General features: G+C 42.5%; 16 protein-coding genes. 10 read left to right on the forward strand and 6 right to left on the reverse strand.

All coding sequences use genetic code 11. The features are described 5' to 3' along the window. Positions 1-528: 528 nt before the first annotated feature. Together V7L07_RS31490 and V7L07_RS31495 are read left to right on the forward strand one after the other, a co-directional pair. Entirely contained in the window at positions 529-915 is a 387-nt protein-coding gene (locus V7L07_RS31490; RefSeq protein WP_335063370.1) for a type II toxin-antitoxin system RelE/ParE family toxin, read from the forward strand. Beyond that, positions 912-1,238: a helix-turn-helix domain-containing protein gene (locus tag V7L07_RS31495; RefSeq protein WP_335063371.1), complete on the forward strand. Its 327-nt coding sequence runs from the start codon at positions 912-914 to the stop codon at positions 1,236-1,238. Before V7L07_RS31490 ends, V7L07_RS31495 begins: the two co-directional genes overlap by 4 nt. A gap of 93 nt (positions 1,239-1,331) precedes the next feature. On the opposite strand, the gene V7L07_RS31500 is transcribed toward V7L07_RS31495, so the two are convergent. Continuing rightward, complete coding sequence (locus tag V7L07_RS31500; RefSeq protein WP_335063372.1) at positions 1,332-2,447, reverse strand: type I restriction endonuclease; 1,116 nt, start codon at positions 2,445-2,447, stop codon at positions 1,332-1,334. Positions 2,448-2,530: 83 nt separating this feature from the next. Between V7L07_RS31500 and V7L07_RS31505 the strand changes: the two genes are divergently transcribed. Further along, positions 2,531-2,653, forward strand: coding sequence for a hypothetical protein (locus V7L07_RS31505; RefSeq protein ID WP_335063374.1), 123 nt, complete (start codon positions 2,531-2,533; stop codon positions 2,651-2,653). Between the two features lie 223 nt (positions 2,654-2,876). On the opposite strand, the gene V7L07_RS31510 is transcribed toward V7L07_RS31505, so the two are convergent. After that, complete coding sequence (locus V7L07_RS31510) at positions 2,877-6,185, reverse strand: type 2 lanthipeptide synthetase LanM family protein (protein WP_335063376.1); 3,309 nt, start codon at positions 6,183-6,185, stop codon at positions 2,877-2,879. Positions 6,186-6,371: 186 nt separating this feature from the next. Continuing rightward, positions 6,372-6,662, reverse strand: a complete 291-nt coding sequence (locus V7L07_RS31515) for a Nif11-like leader peptide family RiPP precursor (protein ID WP_335063378.1) — start codon at positions 6,660-6,662, stop codon at positions 6,372-6,374. Between the two features lie 221 nt (positions 6,663-6,883). Here V7L07_RS31515 and V7L07_RS31520 point away from each other — a divergent pair, with 221 nt between their 5' ends. Further along, on the forward strand, positions 6,884-8,728 hold the full coding sequence (locus V7L07_RS31520) for a tetratricopeptide repeat protein (protein WP_335063379.1): 1,845 nt from the start codon (positions 6,884-6,886) through the stop codon (positions 8,726-8,728). A 366-nt stretch (positions 8,729-9,094) separates the two neighbouring features. Here the strand turns inward: V7L07_RS31520 and tftA are convergent, their stop codons facing one another. Further along, a complete protein-coding gene (gene tftA, locus V7L07_RS31525) occupies positions 9,095-10,447 on the reverse strand; it encodes a hormogonium tapered terminus morphoprotein TftA (RefSeq protein ID WP_335063381.1) in 1,353 nt (450 codons plus the stop codon). Positions 10,448-10,573: 126 nt separating this feature from the next. Here tftA and V7L07_RS31530 point away from each other — a divergent pair, with 126 nt between their 5' ends. The 5 genes from V7L07_RS31530 (at position 10,574) to aroF (ending at position 15,190) form a co-directional block, all read left to right on the forward strand. Then, complete coding sequence (locus V7L07_RS31530) at positions 10,574-10,699, forward strand: hypothetical protein (protein ID WP_335063383.1); 126 nt, start codon at positions 10,574-10,576, stop codon at positions 10,697-10,699. 90 nt (positions 10,700-10,789) lie between these two features. Continuing rightward, positions 10,790-12,733, forward strand: a complete 1,944-nt coding sequence (gene dnaG, locus V7L07_RS31535) for a DNA primase (protein ID WP_335063384.1) — start codon at positions 10,790-10,792, stop codon at positions 12,731-12,733. Positions 12,734-12,949: 216 nt separating this feature from the next. Next, on the forward strand, positions 12,950-13,219 hold the full coding sequence (gene rpsO, locus V7L07_RS31540) for a 30S ribosomal protein S15 (RefSeq protein ID WP_094343580.1): 270 nt from the start codon (positions 12,950-12,952) through the stop codon (positions 13,217-13,219). Between the two features lie 11 nt (positions 13,220-13,230). After that, positions 13,231-13,701 (forward strand): PAM68 family protein, encoded by a 471-nt coding sequence (locus V7L07_RS31545; RefSeq protein WP_335063386.1) that lies wholly within the window; start codon positions 13,231-13,233, stop codon positions 13,699-13,701. A 430-nt stretch (positions 13,702-14,131) separates the two neighbouring features. Next, positions 14,132-15,190, forward strand: coding sequence for a 3-deoxy-7-phosphoheptulonate synthase (aroF, locus tag V7L07_RS31550; protein WP_335063388.1), 1,059 nt, complete (start codon positions 14,132-14,134; stop codon positions 15,188-15,190). Positions 15,191-15,371: 181 nt separating this feature from the next. On the opposite strand, the gene V7L07_RS31555 is transcribed toward aroF, so the two are convergent. After that, the gene (locus V7L07_RS31555) at positions 15,372-16,634 is read right to left on the reverse strand and encodes an HhoA/HhoB/HtrA family serine endopeptidase (protein ID WP_335063390.1); all 1,263 of its coding nucleotides are present in this window, start codon (positions 16,632-16,634) and stop codon (positions 15,372-15,374) included. A gap of 440 nt (positions 16,635-17,074) precedes the next feature. Here V7L07_RS31555 and V7L07_RS31560 point away from each other — a divergent pair, with 440 nt between their 5' ends. After that, on the forward strand, positions 17,075-17,971 hold the full coding sequence (locus V7L07_RS31560; RefSeq protein WP_335063391.1) for an ATP adenylyltransferase family protein: 897 nt from the start codon (positions 17,075-17,077) through the stop codon (positions 17,969-17,971). Between the two features lie 58 nt (positions 17,972-18,029). Here the strand turns inward: V7L07_RS31560 and V7L07_RS31565 are convergent, their stop codons facing one another. Further along, positions 18,030-18,776 (reverse strand): phycoerythrobilin:ferredoxin oxidoreductase, encoded by a 747-nt coding sequence (locus tag V7L07_RS31565; protein WP_335063393.1) that lies wholly within the window; start codon positions 18,774-18,776, stop codon positions 18,030-18,032. Positions 18,777-18,787: the final 11 nt, after the last annotated feature.

Genomic DNA, 18,787 nt, shown 5'->3' on the forward strand with positions numbered 1-18,787 from the left:
TGGAAATCTTTATTATCAATTCTGCCAGTAAATGGTTTGTTATTAGTAGATATGGGTTTCTATGGATTTGAGTGGTTTGATGCTTTAACTGATGCATTTCTATTGAGATGGTGTTCCGCAGTTTGTATTTCTTTAACCGTGCATGCTTGCAGAACCCACAGTTAGAACTTATACCTTGGCTTATCGAAAATCATCGCTCAATGGGACTTGTTAAAGCTGTTCGCAAACGGCATAGGACTTGACATTTGGGAACCAGCCTTAACTTGACGCCAATGGCGACACGATAGCCCTATGGACGAGCTTTGCGATCAAGTGGGGCATTGAGGAGCGATCGCACCTTGCTTGTAAGGTATTCTCTAGACCTGTAATGCTTGTTTGCTAGACGAACTGGGGGCGGTGGCCTGATTAAATTTTGCTAGACGAACTGGGGGCGGTGGCCTGATTAAATATTGGTGGTAGTGTACTGGTTTTGATACAACTGATCCACTTATTGACATAGTATGCTATATTTAGCATACTAACTATTACATGAGCGAAACTCACCAAAAACCTCTCAAATACATTGCAAGCGCTTTAGATGACTTGAAGGATTTCCCTGAAGACGTGCAGGACGTAATGGGTTACGCTCTTGATTTAGCACAACATGGGGGTAAACATCCTGATGCAAAACCCTTGCATGGTTTTAAAGGGGGTGGGGTTTTAGAGGTCGTAGATGATTTTGATGGAGATACATACCGGGCAGTGTACACTGTGAAATTTGCGGGGGTTGTTTACTTATTACACGCATTTCAAAAGAAATCAAAGCACGGTATTGGTACATCACAACAAGATATAGATTTAGTAAAAAAGAGGTTAAAAGCCGCCCAGAAAGACTATTTAGAACAAGCTGCTAAAGAAAAAGGAGTAGATGAGTGACTAAAGAAAATAGCGTTTATACTAGCAGTGGAAATGTCTTTTCTGACTTAGGTTTACCTAATTCTGAAGAAAGATTAGTGAAAGCTGAATTAGCACGTAAAATCAGTGAATCTATTACTTTCCGCAATTTAACACAAGTCCAAGCTGCTGAACTTTTAGGAATAGATCAGCCAAAAATATCAGCATTAGTTAGAGGTAGACTTTCAGGTTTTTCAATTGATAGACTATTTCAATTTTTGAATGATTTAGATAATGATGTAGAAATTATTATCAAAAGAAAGCCTGAAGACCGCAAGCAAGCTCGGACAACAGTTGTTTCCTAATCAATAGATAAAAAATCGTGACAGATGGGTGAGCGCGCTACGCCTGAAGCTGTGGCTAGATACGCCTATAATCTCAGCTTGTTTGCAAAAATCTTATTGTTCAGTTACTTCTGCTTCTATCTTATTTTTAGCTAAAAATATTGCCCTATCTTTTAAGATTTTTGCAAATTTGTAAATTTCGTCTAAAGAGTTAATTGGCGTTTTAACTTCTTTATTATTTATATCCAGAAAACCAATATATTTTTTCTCAGAATTAAGCCATAAACGACAAATAGTTTTGCCAGCTTTACCATCAATGTTAACTCCAAAATAATTTTTGGTATCTCTATACTGAATGCGAGGTAATTCGATAACATCACGCAACATGGATTTAATAATGTAAAAGCTTTCCATCTCATCTGCTGTAGTTACAATAGTATCAATAACTTCGGTGTTGAGATTGATTGTTACTTTAGCCGGGTCTGGTACTTCTGTTTTTGTTGTATCAGAAATATCAATATCCATAGCGGATCTTATCTTGTCATTAATTCGCTCGTTAATATAATCTTTAAGACAACCTTTGAAAATTTCAGTAAATTTTTCTACAACTGATGCAACCATGTGCCCTTTGTACACTTGACCAGCAAAAAGCTTAACAAAATCAGGAGAAGGATTTGTAAACTGTTCTGATATTAATCGGTTAATTTCCTTTTTATATAAAAGCTGTCTTGCACAACTAGCCATTTCATCAGGGTTAAATACTTCCCTAGAGAATTTTTTAAGTTCATTTATTGACGACTCATTAAAATCTAATATATTAAACTCAAAAAAAGGTTTATCATCCATAATGTGAGTTTTTTCTGTATCCGTGTAGAACCAATAATGGATTCCATTAGTCAACACGGCAAATCTTGCTTGTGTTGCACTAAAATACTTGAATAATTGTGAGGAATTTTTGGGATGTGCTAAATCGTTTTTATGAAATTTACATTCTATTAAAATTGATGGGACTCCATTTATTAAAATAGCATAATCAACTTTTTCACCTTTTAAGCCTGGTGTAGCAGCTATATATTCAGGACAGACTTCAGTTGTATCAAAAATCTTATATCCTAAAGCTTGAATTAAAGGTAGAACGAAAGCAGCTTTTGCAGCTTGTTCTGTCTGTACCGAATCTTTTAGTCTTTCAATATGTTGGGCAACATCTTTAACCGCATCAATAAAATCCATAGTTTTTTATCTCATACTTGTATTGGTTTTTACTAAAATAGCACACGTGATTAATTTTGCCCAATTTATGAAAATAAATACTGATGTACTTAGAAACGTCTCAATCCTTCACTCCAAATACCAATCCCCATCGTTATACTCTTACGCCACCGCTAAGAGCGATCGCATCTACCACCAAGATTGCAATTAACCAAAATCCCTATTAGGCATTGAAACTTGTAGGTGGTTCACAGTTCTTCTGGCATAATCACAGAAATCTAAATCCAACTGCCTCAGTCACACAGAAACCAGCAGAATGTTAAAAAGTTTGAGATGACTAGCTTTTGGGTCTTTATCAGCAGCCAATACTTTGAAAGGGCTAGTTCTGACCCTATTAATTTACGCTAATAGGGTTTAGTCAAAAGCTATTTTTGGGTATAAATAACAAACTCAATCCCACAATAATATTGAAGGCAAGTCATTGTTAGCCAGACGCAGCAATTGATAACCAATTCCAGATATACCGGGTAAAAAGCCAGGATTAAATACAGAATTGGGTAAGTTGGGGAATAGTTGATAAGCTCCAGTTCGTTTGGCTCTAGCTACAACATTTGTTACATTCTGGTGAGCAATGTGATGCCAGTCAGGACGGGAACAGATTTTTGCACCAACTAACAGCACTTCTGCCCTACCAAAGTTACCACAGCACAAGTGATCGATCGCTTGTAAGCCAAAACTCTGAGTAGTTTGGAGAGCAATTTCAATTTCTTGTTGAATTTCCGGCGTTTCCACGATTCTCAAACTGCCTAAGCGTCCCAAAGCAATGCCGGCTGCACCGTGACACCACTTATTTGCAAAGTCAGGTTGCCCTGGTTGTCCCATTCTGCGGAAGTCTGGCCAGTTGGCAGTAGATTCGCAAAAGACGCTACGCTCATACTCAATTCCTGCTAAACCTGCTTCTAAATACTTACTCTCTAAGGTGACGGCGTAGAGTCTGAGCAAGGCGTAAGAGATGCCTGCGGCTCCATGAGAGAAACCAGTCAAAGGCTTGTCCCAAAAGGTATGCCAAGCTTTGGGCGCACCGTTGTGGCTAACTTGACGGTTGATTAAATGTTGTCCACAGGCGATCGCTTTTTCTAAAACACTTGCTTCTCCTGTGGCTTGATGCAGCGACAATAACCCTAAAATTGCCCCAGATGCTCCGCTCATAATATCCAAGTGTTCATCGGCAGCAATTAATTCTGGTGTCATCAAATCGGCTAATACTTGGGCATCTTGTAATAGCGTTACATCGTTGAAGAATTGACTAATTTTCACCAGGCTATAAATCATTGATCCTAAACCTGTTGCCCCGCCAACACCCATAAAACTAGCCATTCGTTGCCAAGTTTCTGGATCAACGGTGTGAATTTGGCGACGCAGAGATTGTAATGTTCTAAATGCTAAATCATGGTAACGGGAATCACCTGTGACTTGACTGAGTGCAGCTAAAAACAAGGCCACACCAGAGCGCCCATCAGAGAGACAATTATTCAATACTTGCAGTTGATATCGTTCGGCGCGAGGCACAAAGTCTAAACCAATCCAGTTAATGCTCCCGTCAGGATCGGAAATAGCTCTAGTTTCAAGTTCGTTAGCGATTTCCTGAGCTTCGGCAATCAATTGTTCTGAACTCAAGAATGCTAAGGATTCACCCTTCCATTGCCCACCTTTGCGGCTATGGGTGGTTGCGATTTTAGCATCGAAGGAACCTTGAATAATCGCTACTTGTCGAGCTAGATCGGTTTCATCCAGAGATTGCAACTGATTGAGCAAGTCTTGGTAACTGGGTTGCTTGAAGTAGTTGGGAATGGCAGAAGAACCGTTTAAACTCAGTTCATCAACCACAGCGCTAGCAGTGAAGAAGGGAACATCTAATTGTTCCATCGCTCGCAGTTCCGCACTCAAAACAGGAAAGGCATTTGGTTTTTCTTGAGCAACTAGAAAGGCACGACTGAGAACATCGAGTTGAATACTGTAATCTACCCCGTGTTTGAGGTAATCGGGTGACAAAGCTTTTTGGAGGATGATGCCATAAATCCGGGTGTTGCGGAAGATAAAGCGCACCTGCTGATTTTGCATCGCAGATAGTAAACTTTGGGGTGAAAGTAAGAAATCTTTGTGCGCCATCAGAAAGCGATACATCTGCTCAAATCCAGTGGTGATTTGTAGTTGATAATCGTTTGGAGACAGAGGAACTTCACCCAAGCATGGGACATTTTTTGCAATGGGCAAGGTTACAGACTCAGATAACAGCTGCATATTATCTGTATTAATGTTCTGCCAGCGCGGCACTTTGCGGGGAGATAATCGAGGATCTGTACTGCCTAGACCACTAATATCATAAGCCACACTGCGATCGCCACTAAAGTCCCAACGCGGTAAAAGTCCGGTGCGGAGTACGGAATCCCAAAATTGTCGTGTGGCGGTTGCTTCCAAATCTTGGGTAAGGGGTGAGTCTTCAATCAGATTCGGTTCATGGTGCAGCAGTGTTTCCATATCAATCAGCACCAGATGTTCGCCATTGGCAATTAAGTTTTCATAATGGCAATCTGTAGCTCTGAGGGCATAAAGCACACACAACAGCATCCCAGAACGCTGATAGAATCGTTTCGCAGCGGCTTCATCCACACAAGGTAACTGTTCAACATATTCCACCCAACCGTAACCTTTACGCTCCAACACCTGAATGATTTTAAAATCTAAAAGATTGCTGTGTTGATTACACCAACCCAAAAATTGATTAAAGACAACTTCCAATCCTAAATCTTTGGGTTTATAGACAAGTTTAAGTCCAGATTCAAAGGTGAGTAAAATCACCGTCCGTCCGCGCTTGTGCGGGTCGGAGAGAGAGGTTTGAATTTCGGTAACTTTGTTTTGAGAAAATGGGACGATTGTTTGATCAAAAGTTCGTTGAATATCTGTCCTATCTGCAACTAAACGTTCAAGAAATTCAGCAGTGAACTCAACCCAAAAATTGACGGCTGTTGCCACTAAGCGACCGAGAACTGGATACTTTTGGAAGAACCTCAGCATTCCATCTTCCAAGAGTTGATTGACGAACTTGGTGTAGTGAGTGTTATTGTTTTCTGTCTCCAGTCCTAGCAAGCCGAGCAAGCTTTGACCAAAGGGACGCACCTGAGAGAATTCAAAATCTAATGTCTTCGTGCAAATTCCTGCTAGTCGTTGTAACAGACTACGTTCTAGAGAACTGTAAGCGTCGTAAGAAAGAATCGATAAGGGAAGACAATCTTGGGTGAATTGACTGTCGCAGCGAATCAATAATTGCTGTCTGGCTACTAAGATAGCAGGCAAAAGAATATCTTCAAAGGTGATCGGATTTTGTGAATCGATTGGTAAAAATACTTCGGTTGCAGAATTAAATTCTGTCGCGGTTTGGATGATTTGCTGTAAAGTTTCTGCCCACTCTGGCAAAGGTTGATCGGCAATCAACTCGATAGTTCCCAATCTCGAACTAACAGTATCGAGGTCTAGCCCTTCCCACTGTAAGCGTTTGTGCAACGTATTCCATTTACCTTCTGCTGCGATTTGACACCAGCGAGTGCGCCGTTCCTGAATTTCCTTTTCATTAAATCGATCGACATCGATCGCAAATCTGCTTTCATCAAGGCGTTCCCAGAGAAAGCTAGCATTAGCTGCGATCGCCCTTAAATCGTCTGGTGTTTTCTGTTGGGATAAGCGAACAACTTGTTGAACCATAGCTAGATTTCTCAGTATTAATCGTTAAGATAGAATGCAGAAAAATTAGTTTTAAATTTGTTGAATAAAAAGTGGAATTATCGAACAGATGCATTACCTGAAACCCTTTGTAGGGACAATTCATGAATTGTCCCTACACCAATTCTTTATATGTCTAATGCCAAAGAGAAAGAGAAGCTACCTTTTTTAGCAGCAGCCCCCGTGTCCACCACCACAAGAATCTGTATGACATAGCTTGGGCGCACTCTCAGACATCATCCCACCGCTAACACTGAGTAATTCTTCTTCACTCAGTTCGTTAGAATCCACAAAGGTCAATTCTGCCAGCATTTGAGAGATAGCTTCGACTGTGAAGTTATAACCTTTCTCTGCACTAGCGATCACTAACACTTTGACGGCTTCTGCTTGGTTAGCGGCTGCTTTGACTTGCTGTTGTAATTGGGCGTTTTGAAGCAGTTCTTTGATTTGGTGTAACATTTGCCTACTCTCCGTTTTTGTTGACTTAATTAAGCAGCAGAGGTTCTGCGCTCGTTTTGGGCGGTTTTCTCTGCTCTTCTGATTTGAATTTAGAGAATAATGGGGGAGAACTAGGGTAAATATTTGCAATAACCGAAAAATTTTTTGCCGCTAATTATTTTTCCCATTTTTGCTGCCAAGACTAGAATTAGAATTGATGTGACATTCTCCTAGTAGCCAAAGTGCCAGACTCTCTGCCATTAAGCGATCGCTATCTTGCCTTAATCGATGAAATTGTCGAAACCACCCTCAAGGGCAAAATTAGCTCTGTAGAACAGGTGTATCAAATGCTGCTAAAAGGTATCACTTCCGGGACAGGGGAAGTGTTTGAGCTAGCTTTGAGCGATCGCCTGAATGCCTTCCAAAGCCAAGTCGATAGCGAAAAAGACGAACTCAAGAAAGCCAAGGCGACTCGCAGTTTGAGAGCCATTAAGACGATTCAAAGTCAATGGCAACGCTGGCAAGAGCAAAATAAATCCACAGAAGCGATCGCCTCCGCAGTTACAGAAATTACCACAGCTACCGCTAACGAGCGTCTGGCGACATTTATTCGGGTTACTGACCCCAATCAGAAGTATCCGCTAAATTTGCAACAGCTACAGCAATTGTCAAAAGCATTGCAGCAATTTGCTCAAGCTGATTCTGATTTACAACAATTTTCCGAAGGAATTACCCGTGGTTTAGCTTCTTGGCAGCGATTGCAAGACAACTTGCTTAGTTGGATGTACGAACAAAAAGAATCTCTGGGATTTGGCGGCGTACCGGGAGAACGTGGCCCTTGGGCAAGTTGGGCGAAACAACTCAGTAGCGAGTTACCCCAAGCATTACTTCGCACCTTAGCTAGAGAAGAATCGGCAATTGAGTTTGCCCAGCGACAACGGGGTATCACCCTCAGAGATTGGGTAGAAATGGCATTGATTTTACAGTTCTTGCAACGGGGACTAATTAACTGGTTTGACCAACAAGCTTACGATGTGAAGGCGGGGCCAAAGTTATCCATTTCCACTTTTTTGACCTTTGCAGTAATTTGGAGTCAGTTAGCAAGTGGTTTTAGCAGCATTGGGACAGTATATAGCGATGCCTGTTCTCAAATTATGCTCCAGATATTGCGAACCTTTGCCCAGCGTCCATATTTTCCCTTTTACGGCGGGATTTTTGCCTCTTTTACTGGTACTTATTTACGAGATGCCTTAGATTATCTGGATGAACCACTGCTACGAGGCGAGGGAACCCAAGAAAAGGCACGGATTTTGACACTTTTAGGCTATTCTCAACGTGCTTTGGGACAATACCAGCGCTCAATTGATTTTCATCAGCAGGCACTAGAGATCGCCAGGAATGCAGGCGATCGCGCCTGTGAAATTGCCAATCTCAACCACCTCAGCCGTACCTACGTGCAACAGCAAAATTATGCTGAGGCAATTAACTATAGTCAACGAGCATTAATACTGAGTCGGCAAGCAGGCGATCGCACTGGAGAAGCAAACGCGCTGGTAAATTTAGGTTACAGCGAAGTTATGCAGGCTCAGGAATTGGAAAACTTAGAACCTGAAACTTATGAAGCCGCAATTAACTATTTGGAACAAGGTTTAAAATTATCCGAAAAATTAGGCGATATTCAAAGTAAAGCCTTATGTGTGAGCAGCTTAGGAATTGCTTATTTAGTAATCGGAGAACATCAAACGGCAATTAAATATCTTGAAGATGGTTTTAAAACGGCACAAGTTTCTGGTGATTTGTATTTGCAAGGTCGAAACTTAGCTTATTTAGCAGAAGCTTATTATCATTTACAAAATTCTGAAAAAACCGTTTATACAGGCTGCTTGGGAATGTATCTTTTACAGCAAATTGCTTCTCGTGAGTGGCGACAACCAGCAGGGTTACTGACAATTTTACAAGGACAAATAGGGGTAGAAGCTTTCCAAAAGTTATTACAGCAACATCGCCCGAAAATGATTGCAGTTATCGGTGTAGATGGGTACGATCACATTCCGCAATTGTTAGAAGAATATAAGCAAGATATGTAATTTGATTCATTTCCAGCCTCGTTCCCAGTCGGAGACTGGGAATGCCCCTCATTGAGTACCGCCTCTTGACTTCAGCAGCAGCCTAATGAACCTCATTTATAAGCCAATACGGTTTAGTTAAGGCTAAAATCTTTTGTCAAAGTGATTTTTTCTAACGTAGACGCGGAGCGGCTTGCCGCAGGCTACCGCAAAGGACGCAAAGGACACAAAGGAAGAGAAGCTTAACTGAACTCTATTGATTTATAGGCAGAGGCTTGAAAATAAGCGTTTGAAGAGAGAAGCAAGAAATGCGATCGCACTTCTTTCAACTTTAATGTGTCCTTACTTCAATCCCCTAGATTTATTATATGTGGGGTTACTCAGCACTCAAAGAAGTCCTGCTGACTCATATAATCGTTTGAGCATTGCTGAAATCTTTGTACCATAATCTAAATCTGCTGACCATCGCCCTGCTAGCTGATCAATTAATGGCGCAATCCCCCGTGTAACAAAGCGAAATCTGGGATCTACTACTTCTTGTACCAAAGGTTCTAAACTGGCGTAAGCTTTCAAATGTTGGATGTGCGCTCTCACTCCAATTCTGGCACTTGGAAAAGATGCAGCCTCGGCACCACCACCGATCGCACCCAAGCCAGCAAAGTTATTTTGCTCAGGTTTAATATCACCACCAAACTGTAAAAATCCAGTTTCTACACACATTTGGCAAAAGGCAATATCAAAGTTCACTCCCTCTATACCTGCTTCTTCACGATAAAGTTTTGGGATATCAGGAAACTTGGCTAAAGCATTTTGATTATTATTTCTCAGGAATAATTGTAACTGTATTTCAGAAGTAGTACCGTTTGACATCACCCGCGAAAATTGACCGGGGCAAACTACCAAATTCGATCGCAAGCTAACAGTACGCGTCGCTGCATCCCAACTGACTGCAACATTAAAATCTCGCAGTTCGATTGCTTTGACATAAACTACTTTGTGATAGGTAATCCGATTGACATTAGTCGCTTTTGAAAGGTCAATCCGCAGCAGGTCTACTAAATCAATAGGAATGTAAGCATTGCCATTAACTAAAACTCCTTGTTCTGAGTAACTTTGACCATTAATATTAATATTAATTGGCGGATAATTTGGTTCCGCCGGAGTTCCAGGACTGGGATCAATCACGCGACTCCAAGTTACTAGTCCATCAGCAATTCCCAAAGCAAAATCACGGCGGCGAGTTTGCAGCAAAGCCCGATCCTCTGGATTGCTGAGAAACCCCACTTGTATCACCAAAGCTGCAAGCGTTGTCTGACGACAGAATGCTAAACTACCCAATCCACTATCTGTATCTGGCTTGACCCCCCGATTTGGTAATTGGGGTACGCGGCGCAATAACCCCACTAGCAACTGTTCAGCATTACTCTTGCGATCGCTATTATTAGCAATGTAAAAGACGCTAGCCCCCCGCACAGAAGGGCTACTAGCCGCATTAGCCGCAATTTCTAGGGCGACATCACCCCGACGGCCACGAGAATTGATCCAGGTGATAGTTTGGGCGGCACTCAAGTCATCAGGAACCGCCAAAATTTCCAAACTCCGCGCCCTCAGTTCCGTGACAATCAAATCCCGCAGCAGAATCATTTCTTTTGCTTCAGTTGTACCACCTGCGATCGCACCTTGATCTATTCCTCCCGCTTCTTTGCCTCCATGAGCCGCTGATATAAAAATACGCCCCATTTTCAGTATTTCCTCTGATAAAATTAAGTCTAAGCAATTCTATACATCATTCTTGGTCTAGCAACAAGAATATAATAGCTATCAGAAGTTTAAAGTCATTTATCCTTTGGTATTTCTCCAAAGTTAATGCCTAGTGATTGGGGATTGGGGACTGGGGATGAAGGAGACAAGGGGGATAACACATACCCAATAATTCCCAATGGCCCTTCAGAAGTGCTGAGTGTTGAGTTGGGAATTTCTCAGAACTCGTAACGGGCTAAACGCCCCGCTAACGTAACTCTTTTGCCCAATCCCCAATCCCCAATCCCCAATCCCCAATCCCCAGTCCCCAGTAACTAAGATATGCAAATCCCCCGCTTGCACCCAGACACAATTGAGGAAGTTAAATTACGGGCTGATATTGTCGATGTCGTCTCGGAATACGTAGTTTTACGCAAACGTGGAAAGGATTTTGTCGGTTTGTGCCCCTTCCATGACGAGAAATCTCCCAGTTTCACCGTCAGCCAAACCAAGCAAATGTACTATTGCTTCGGCTGTCAAGCTGGGGGAAATGCCATTAAGTTTGTTATGGAATTGGGGAAACGCTCTTTTGCTGACGTAGTGCTAGATTTAGCACGACGTTACCAAGTACCTGTACAAACCCTAGAACCTGAACAACGCCAAGAATTACAGCGTCAGCTATCTTTGCGTGAGCAGTTATATGAAGTTCTCGCTTCCTCAGCACAGTTTTATCAACACGCCCTGAGACAATCCCAAGGGCAAAAGGCACTTCAATATTTACAATCTAACCGCAAATTCAAAGAAGAAACCATACAGCAATTTGGTTTAGGTTTTGCTCCCGCAGGTTGGGAAACTCTCTATCGTTATTTGGTGGAAGATAAACATTACCCAGTGCAAATACTGGAAAAAGCGGGATTGATTAAGCCACGCAAGGAAGGAGGCGGTTATTATGATGTATTTCGCGATCGCCTCATGATTCCCATCCGCGATGTTCAAGGGCGCGTTATTGCCTTTGGTGGTAGAACTCTGACTGATGAGCAGCCTAAATATCTAAATTCACCAGAAACCGAACTTTTTAGTAAAGGTAAAACCTTATTTGCCCTCGATCAAGCTAAAGGTGGGATTTCCCAACTCGATCAAGCGGTGGTGGTAGAGGGATATTTTGATGCGATCGCTCTCCACGCTGCTGGTATTAATAACGCCGTTGCCTCACTCGGTACAGCCTTAAGTTTAGAACAAGTCCGGTTGATATTACGCTACACCGAATCGAAACAATTAGTACTCAACTTTGATGCTGATAAAGCCGGAACTAATGCCACCGAACGGGCGATCGGTGAAATTGCCGAATTAGCATATAAGGGCGAAGTTCAGCTAAGAATTCTCAATTTACCCGATGGTAAAGATGCTGATGAATATTTGCATAGCCATACCCAAGAAGATTATGGAGAACTGCTAAAAAATGCGCCACTTTGGCTAGATTGGCAGATTCAGCAAATTATTCAAGACCGCGACTTAAAACAAGCTACTGATTTTCAGCAAGTAACTCAGCAATTAGTCAAATTACTTAAAAATATAGCTAACAGCGATACACGAAATTATTATGTTTCTTATTGTGCAGAAATACTCAGTTTGGGAGATACCAGACTTATACCTCTACGAGTCGAAAATCTGCTAACTCAAATTGCTCCGGCTGCGGCTATATACTCTAAACCTGTTTCAGCTAAGAAGGCATGGGGAGGTAGCAACGTTTCTCATTCTCCAGTCCCCACAGAACGCAGCCTTTTAGAACATGCAGAGGCGTTATTATTGCGAATTTATTTGCATTGTCCTGAACAGCGTCAAGCGATCATTCACGAACTGGAGGAACGAGATTTACAATTTAGCCTTTCCCACCACCGATTTTTATGGCAACAGATTTTAGAAATTTCATCCGGTGATCGAGAGACGAAAAATTTAGTGTCTTTACCAAATTTAATTTCCCGCCTGCAAGACCAGTTTTTAGAATTTGACAGTGAGATCGGGTTAATTTCCCATTTATTTCATGTCGATGAAAAAAACCAGAAAGAAATACTTCGGACTCCGCAAGTAGTTCAAGCTGCGATCGCTTGTATGGATTTGGTGATGCTTGAAAAACGTTATCGTCACTTTTTGGAACTATGGCAACAAACCGATCCAGAAGCGGAACCAGAGCGGTATCAATCGTATTATCAGGCTTTCTACGCTGAAAAAATCAAGCTTCAAAAAATAGACCGACAACGGTTATTTTCCATTACAGAATTAATTTGACGTCAGAGGATGTTTGAAAAGTTTTCGGCGATTAGAAATCGCTTGCAATCAACAGTAGAGATGGAAACGAAGTATCATAGGGATTTGACCTATTGATTATTTAGTATAAAAAAATACAAATTATTGCAACACAGGTCATTTCACATCCAGATTGAGGGCTGTGATATTATGGGAGACTGCTACATACATTTAGAAAAACTAGAAACTGAATCGATCATGGCCCTCACGCAACTGCGGAAACAAGAAATAATTTCCACCTACCAAGTTCACGAAACCGACACTGGCTCGGCCGATGTCCAAGTTGCCATGCTCACTGAGCGCATTAACCGCCTCAGCGAACATCTCCAGGCAAATAAAAAAGACCATTCTTCCCGTCGAGGACTGTTGAAGCTAATTGGTCAGCGCAAGCGTCTTCTAGCTTATATATCGCAGGAAAGCCGGGAAAAGTATCAAGCTTTGATTGCTCGCCTCGGTATTCGTGGATAGGACTACCGCTTATGTCTGCTGAAGAATCTGAACGCAGTCGCTTGCCCTTTGAACCAAACAAAAAGCGCCAAAAACCCGCAAAAACTCAAAGTAAACCAGCAGCACAGCCAAAAGAATCTGCCAAACAGGCTGAGAAAAAAGCGCGTTACACCAAACAAGAAATGGCAATTCCCCAAGTAGTCAGCCAGCGGATGATTCGACGGGTTGCTGGGTTCTGTGGTGTACCAACAGCTTTGGGCATTAGCGCTCTGGTAGTCAGCTATCTGCTTGCTATCTACTCCGACATCAAACTACCTCCCATCGTCGTGTTACTGGTGAATATGGGATTATTTGGTTTGGGGGTCTTAGGGATAACTTATGGCGTTCTCTCTGCCTCTTGGGATGAAGAAAAAGTTGGAAGTTTGCTGGGTTTTGGTGAATTCAACACCAATTGGGGACGAATGGTGGCCGCTTGGCGCGAAACTCGGCAAAAAAACTTATAACGAACGGCGCTCAGGAATTAGGTAACGGCGGTATTGGGTAAATGAGAAAGTGAATGTTGAAGTTGAAATTTTATAACTTCAACATTGCTAATTAAAATTATAAAATCTTTTTTTATACCCAATATAAAGTTATTTAGTAGTGAAACTACTGACTGAGCGCCACACTTTACTGACTTATTTTGTAAACAAATTTTATTTTCAACTACTCGTAACTAGCCAATAGGCAACATTAACAATTCAAAATTCAAAATTCAAAATTCAAAATTAAAGAAATTTCAGACGGGGATTTAGCGAGAAACGCGGTCTTGGGCTTTGCCCAAGTGGAGCGATTTCTCAAGACAAACCCCGACTGAAGGTCTTAAACCCTTTAATTTACGATAAAATTATCCCATTTACAGAAAATTTTACTCAATTAATTAGGAACTTTAACATGATTATAGTAATGAAGAGTGGTTCCCCAGAGGCGGAAATAAACCGCATTGATGAGGAACTAACTAGCTGGGGGCTAACTCCAGAAAAAATTGTTGGTCAACACAAAGTAGTTATTGGTCTAGTAGGCGAAACCGCCAACTTAGATCCGCTACAAGTTCAAGAAGTTAGCCCCTGGATTGAGCAGGTGTTGCGGGTTGAGCAACCTTACAAACGAGCCAGCCGCCAGTACCGCCACGGTGAAGCTTCGGAAGTAGTGGTTAATACTCCCAATGGAGCCGTAGTATTTGGTGAGCATCAGCCTTTGGTAGTTGTGGCTGGCCCCTGCTCAGTAGAAAATGAAGAAATGATTGTGGAGACAGCGCGGCGCGTCAAGGCTGCTGGAGCCTTATTTTTACGTGGAGGGGCATATAAACCCCGGACTTCACCTTACGCCTTCCAAGGACACGGTGAGAGTGCTTTGGATTTGTTGGCAAAGGCGCGGGAAGTCAGCGGACTAGGTATTATTACAGAAGTGATGGATGCTGCTGACCTGGATAAAATAGCAGAAGTTGCTGACGTGATTCAGGTGGGGGCAAGGAATATGCAGAATTTCTCCTTGCTCAAAAAAGTGGGAGCGCAGCCGAAACCAGTTCTTTTAAAGCGGGGAATGGCGGCTACTATTGAAGATTGGTTAATGGCGGCTGAGTATGTTTTGGCATCTGGTAATCCTAATGTAATTTTGTGTGAACGGGGAATACGCACCTTTGACCGCCAGTATACGCGAAACACACTGGATTTATCAGTAGTGCCAGTGTTGCGAAAGCTGACTCACCTGCCAATCATGATTGACCCTAGTCACGGCGTAGGTTGGTCTGAATTTGTGCCTTCAATGGCAATGGCTGCGATCGCAGCTGGTACAGATTCCCTGATGATAGAGGTTCACCCCAATCCTGCCAAAGCTTTATCTGACGGGCCCCAATCTCTGACACCAGACCGTTTCGATCACTTGATGCAAGAATTAGCAGTAATTGGTAAGGCTGTCGGACGTTGGCAGCAACCAGCAGTAGCTCTAGCTTAAAATTTAGTTGCAACCTCTTGATATAGCAATTTTGAATCATCTGTAAGAAAAAAGATCCCCGACTTCTTCAAGAAGTCGGGGATCTTTCGGGTTGTAATTCTTACAAATCAAATAGGATTGCTATACGCATAAAAAAACTAAAGTTTGTAATCAAGATTTCCACCCTGATAAATCACAGTGATTATTGTACTTGTGTGGGGAAAGCACCAGGTTGCACAGCTATGTTAATATTCTGCCCATTGCGACTTAATTCCAGACGTAAATCGCCCCCAACTTGGCTATTTTCTACTGCCTTTTGAACACTGCTGGCATCTGTAACTGCTTGGCCGCCAAGCTTTTGGATCACATCACCAGCACGTATCCCGGCTTTAGCAGCTGGGGAATTTGGCACGACTTTCACAACTAATACACCTTTATCTTCATTCACACTCAAACCGCTATTGGGATCTGAGTTGATATTTTGTTTGAGTTGAGGCGTTAACCCCACCATCTGAATTCCCAGATAAGGATGTTGTACTTTACCTGTAGCTATTAGTTGACTAGAAATGTGTTGTGCTGTGTTGATGGGAATAGCAAAGCCTAATCCTTGTGCGCCTTGAATAATGGCTGTATTCATAGCAATTACCTCGCCACGGGCATTTAGTAGGGGCCCACCAGAGTTACCAGGATTAATCGCTGCGTCGGTTTGAATATACTCGACTCGCTTATCGGGAGCGCCAATTAGATTGCTACTGCGTCCGGTAGCGCTGATAATTCCGGTAGTTACTGTATTATCTAGTCCAAGAGGGTTGCCGATCGCGATCGCCCATTCTCCGGGTTGTAGCTGATCTGAGTTACCCAAAGCTACTAACGGTAGATTATCTGCCTGAATCTTGACAACAGCAACATCAGTCAAGTCATCTTTTCCTAACACCTTTCCTTTAAAGCTACGCCCATCCTTGAGTGTAACTGTCACCGTATCAGCACCATCGACTACGTGGGCGTTGGTAAGAATACGACCATCAGCACTAATAATAAAACCTGAACCAGTACCCCGTTCTACCCGATTTTGTTGTTGTGGTAGTTGAGAGCCAAAGAAGCGTTGGAAAATTGGATCGTTAAATTCATCTGGTAACTGGGTTTTTACCGTTCGTGAAGAGTCAATTCGCACCACGGCTGGCCCAACCTTTTGTACCACCTGTGTAACAAAGTTAGGATCTGTACCTGCTGCTAATGGAGGAGCAGCGCTGACTCGACTCACCGCCAAATTAGATGCAGTCTCAGACACCTGCTGAGAATGTCCAGCCATATAGCCACCTGCTAATGTCATACCTGATCCCAGTAGCACCAGCGATAGAGAGGCGGCAGCCTTTTTCCAGGGCGCTCGATTATGGTATTTGGTGTCAGCAGTGTTGGATAAAATGCTATCTGATGGGTTTTCTCCATCGTGAGATTGGTTTTGCATTGCTGTCTGGAAAGATATTTAGATGTATTACTAATGTAGATATTATTTATGACAGTTTTGTTGCGAGGGTATTGCGTTATTGTGAAAGGTTTGGTATTTTACTTACCGCATCTCACCTGATACAGAAAGGCAGGGGTAGGGAAAAGTATTATTAGAAGCTTTCCTTCTCTATAGTTATTTTTAGGGGTGCAACAGATGTCATTGGTGTCAACTTAACGTGAAACCCTTGTCAAGACATGATCTTCAATTCACTCACTTACTATCACGATCCGCATTACCCCACCCCGGCTTTGCTGACGCAAAACCTCCCCTCCCCTTGGCAAGGGGAGGTGTTGGGGGTGGGGTAAAACGTATATCGGGTAAGCGTTTGAGCCTAAGTTGACACCAATGAACAGATGTACGCCCCGATCGCGTGTTATATCTATGTCTGAAGGAATAAAATGGCACAGGGTAAAATCTTACTTCAACCTGGTACTTTATGGAAAAGTGTCAAAAAACGGACAGAACATACTTTGCAATGCGGGGCGTTGCTATCCATACCGACGGAATTTGAATTTGTCGAACAGGATAACGTGCGCTTTTTAGTGCGGATTTTGTCTAACCTGAATCGCAAAAAAGCAGCCGACGAAAAACAGAAAAAACAATCTGTTACGTCTGGTCAAGAGTTTAATCCTTTTTTGCCCTACGAAGAAGATTTATTTGTAGCGGATATATCTGATACTCATTTATGTATTTTAAATAAATTCAATGTTGTTGATTATCACCTCCTAATCATCACCCGTGTCTTTGAGGAACAGGAAAGTTTACTCACCTTGGAAGATTTTGCGGCGATGTGGGCGTGTTTGGCTGATTTCGATGGTCTAGTATTTTACAACAGTGGCAAAACCGCAGGTGCTAGTCAGCGACACAAGCACTTACAATTAGTTCCTCTACCACTTGCACCTGAAGGGCCGCAGATGCCTATTGAACCTCTTGTGAAGTCTGCACAATTTCAGAACTCGAATCCAACTTCACTAAAACTTCCTTTTGTACACGCTTTCGCACCACTAAATTCCAATTGGGTGCAGTCGCCATTTACAGGGGCACAAGCAACACTGGAAGTTTATCGCACTTTGCGTCAGGCTGTGGGTTTAGATGCCAAGCAATCTGGTGCTTACAACCTGCTAGCGACACGAGAATGGATGTTGATTGTACCGCGATCGCAGGAGCATTTTCACTCTATCTCTGTAAATTCATTGGGATTCGCTGGTGCTTTGCTAGTGCGAAATGCAGCAGAAATGGAAATTCTCAAAGCTGAAGGGCCGATGACCATCCTCAAAAACGTTGCTGTATTTTAATTACGATTGATGCGTATCATCTGAATATTTTTGCTCCTGACTTCCTGTACAAGAGCCTCTAATTGATAGCTGTTAATTTTCTCTCTAGGTCAAATAAAAAGCCGTGGATATATTCTTCAGTCCATTCAGCACCGTAGAAGCGTTTAAACATCCCTCGTGCTGGGTCTTTTTCAGCCCGATATCTTAAATATCGCAGTTGGGCTTGCTCAATGGCTTCTAAATTTTGGGAATCTGTTATGGGTTCTGCTTGCTCCACAAAATCTAGATAAGCTTTTAAATAGTCTTTGAAAGCGGCAAACACCTGAGTTTCGACTACAGTCGTTTCTTGGGGACGAGTCCATAAAAAAGCGGGAGAGAAGAAGGGCTGTGCTTCTTCAGGAAAATCCCCTCCCCAAGATAAATGCTGTTGATGAGCGTGGAAAATGGGCAGAATTGGTTCAGTATATTTTGCCTGATATGCTGAATCATCACGAAATAAGGGCTGCATATCCAAAGCAATGAGATGCCCGCCTGGTAATGTTACCAAATCCGCCCCAAAAAAGGGTAAATCGTAGTTAAGGTGGGGGAAAATTACAAAATTCAGTACTTGCAACGAATTGCCACCTTGTACATGAGCTGCACGAATCTGCCGTAATTTTGTGGTTTGAAAAGCATAACTGGTGGTGACAACCTCTTCTTCGTTCTTTCCCTTGCCCACAACAGCACTCTTTGATTCAAACCCAGTCGGAATCGGATAAGGTTGTAAATCCAAGCGCGATCGCATATAGGCGATCGCGTAATCGAGAAATGGCTGATACAGTGTCACAGTCGCTTCGC

Source organism: Nostoc sp. (assembly GCF_036916985.1).
In the GTDB taxonomy this organism is placed as follows: Bacteria; Cyanobacteriota; Cyanobacteriia; order Cyanobacteriales; family Nostocaceae; genus Nostoc.

What these genes read in the sequence shown, in the direction of transcription:
- V7L07_RS31490 (WP_335063370.1), top strand. Translation starts at nt 529, where the DNA reads ATGAGCGAAACTCACCAAAAACCTCTCAAATACATTGCAAGCGCTTTA.
- V7L07_RS31500 (WP_335063372.1), bottom strand. Translation starts at nt 2,447, where the DNA reads ATGGATTTTATTGATGCGGTTAAAGATGTTGCCCAACATATTGAAAGA.
- V7L07_RS31505 (WP_335063374.1), top strand. Translation starts at nt 2,531, where the DNA reads ATGTACTTAGAAACGTCTCAATCCTTCACTCCAAATACCAATCCCCAT.
- V7L07_RS31510 (WP_335063376.1), bottom strand. Translation starts at nt 6,185, where the DNA reads ATGGTTCAACAAGTTGTTCGCTTATCCCAACAGAAAACACCAGACGAT.
- V7L07_RS31515 (WP_335063378.1), bottom strand. Translation starts at nt 6,662, where the DNA reads ATGTTACACCAAATCAAAGAACTGCTTCAAAACGCCCAATTACAACAG.
- tftA (WP_335063381.1), bottom strand. Translation starts at nt 10,447, where the DNA reads ATGGGGCGTATTTTTATATCAGCGGCTCATGGAGGCAAAGAAGCGGGA.
- V7L07_RS31530 (WP_335063383.1), top strand. Translation starts at nt 10,574, where the DNA reads ATGCCTAGTGATTGGGGATTGGGGACTGGGGATGAAGGAGACAAGGGG.
- dnaG (WP_335063384.1), top strand. Translation starts at nt 10,790, where the DNA reads ATGCAAATCCCCCGCTTGCACCCAGACACAATTGAGGAAGTTAAATTA.
- rpsO (WP_094343580.1), top strand. Translation starts at nt 12,950, where the DNA reads ATGGCCCTCACGCAACTGCGGAAACAAGAAATAATTTCCACCTACCAA.
- V7L07_RS31545 (WP_335063386.1), top strand. Translation starts at nt 13,231, where the DNA reads ATGTCTGCTGAAGAATCTGAACGCAGTCGCTTGCCCTTTGAACCAAAC.
- aroF (WP_335063388.1), top strand. Translation starts at nt 14,132, where the DNA reads ATGATTATAGTAATGAAGAGTGGTTCCCCAGAGGCGGAAATAAACCGC.
- V7L07_RS31555 (WP_335063390.1), bottom strand. Translation starts at nt 16,634, where the DNA reads ATGCAAAACCAATCTCACGATGGAGAAAACCCATCAGATAGCATTTTA.
- V7L07_RS31560 (WP_335063391.1), top strand. Translation starts at nt 17,075, where the DNA reads ATGGCACAGGGTAAAATCTTACTTCAACCTGGTACTTTATGGAAAAGT.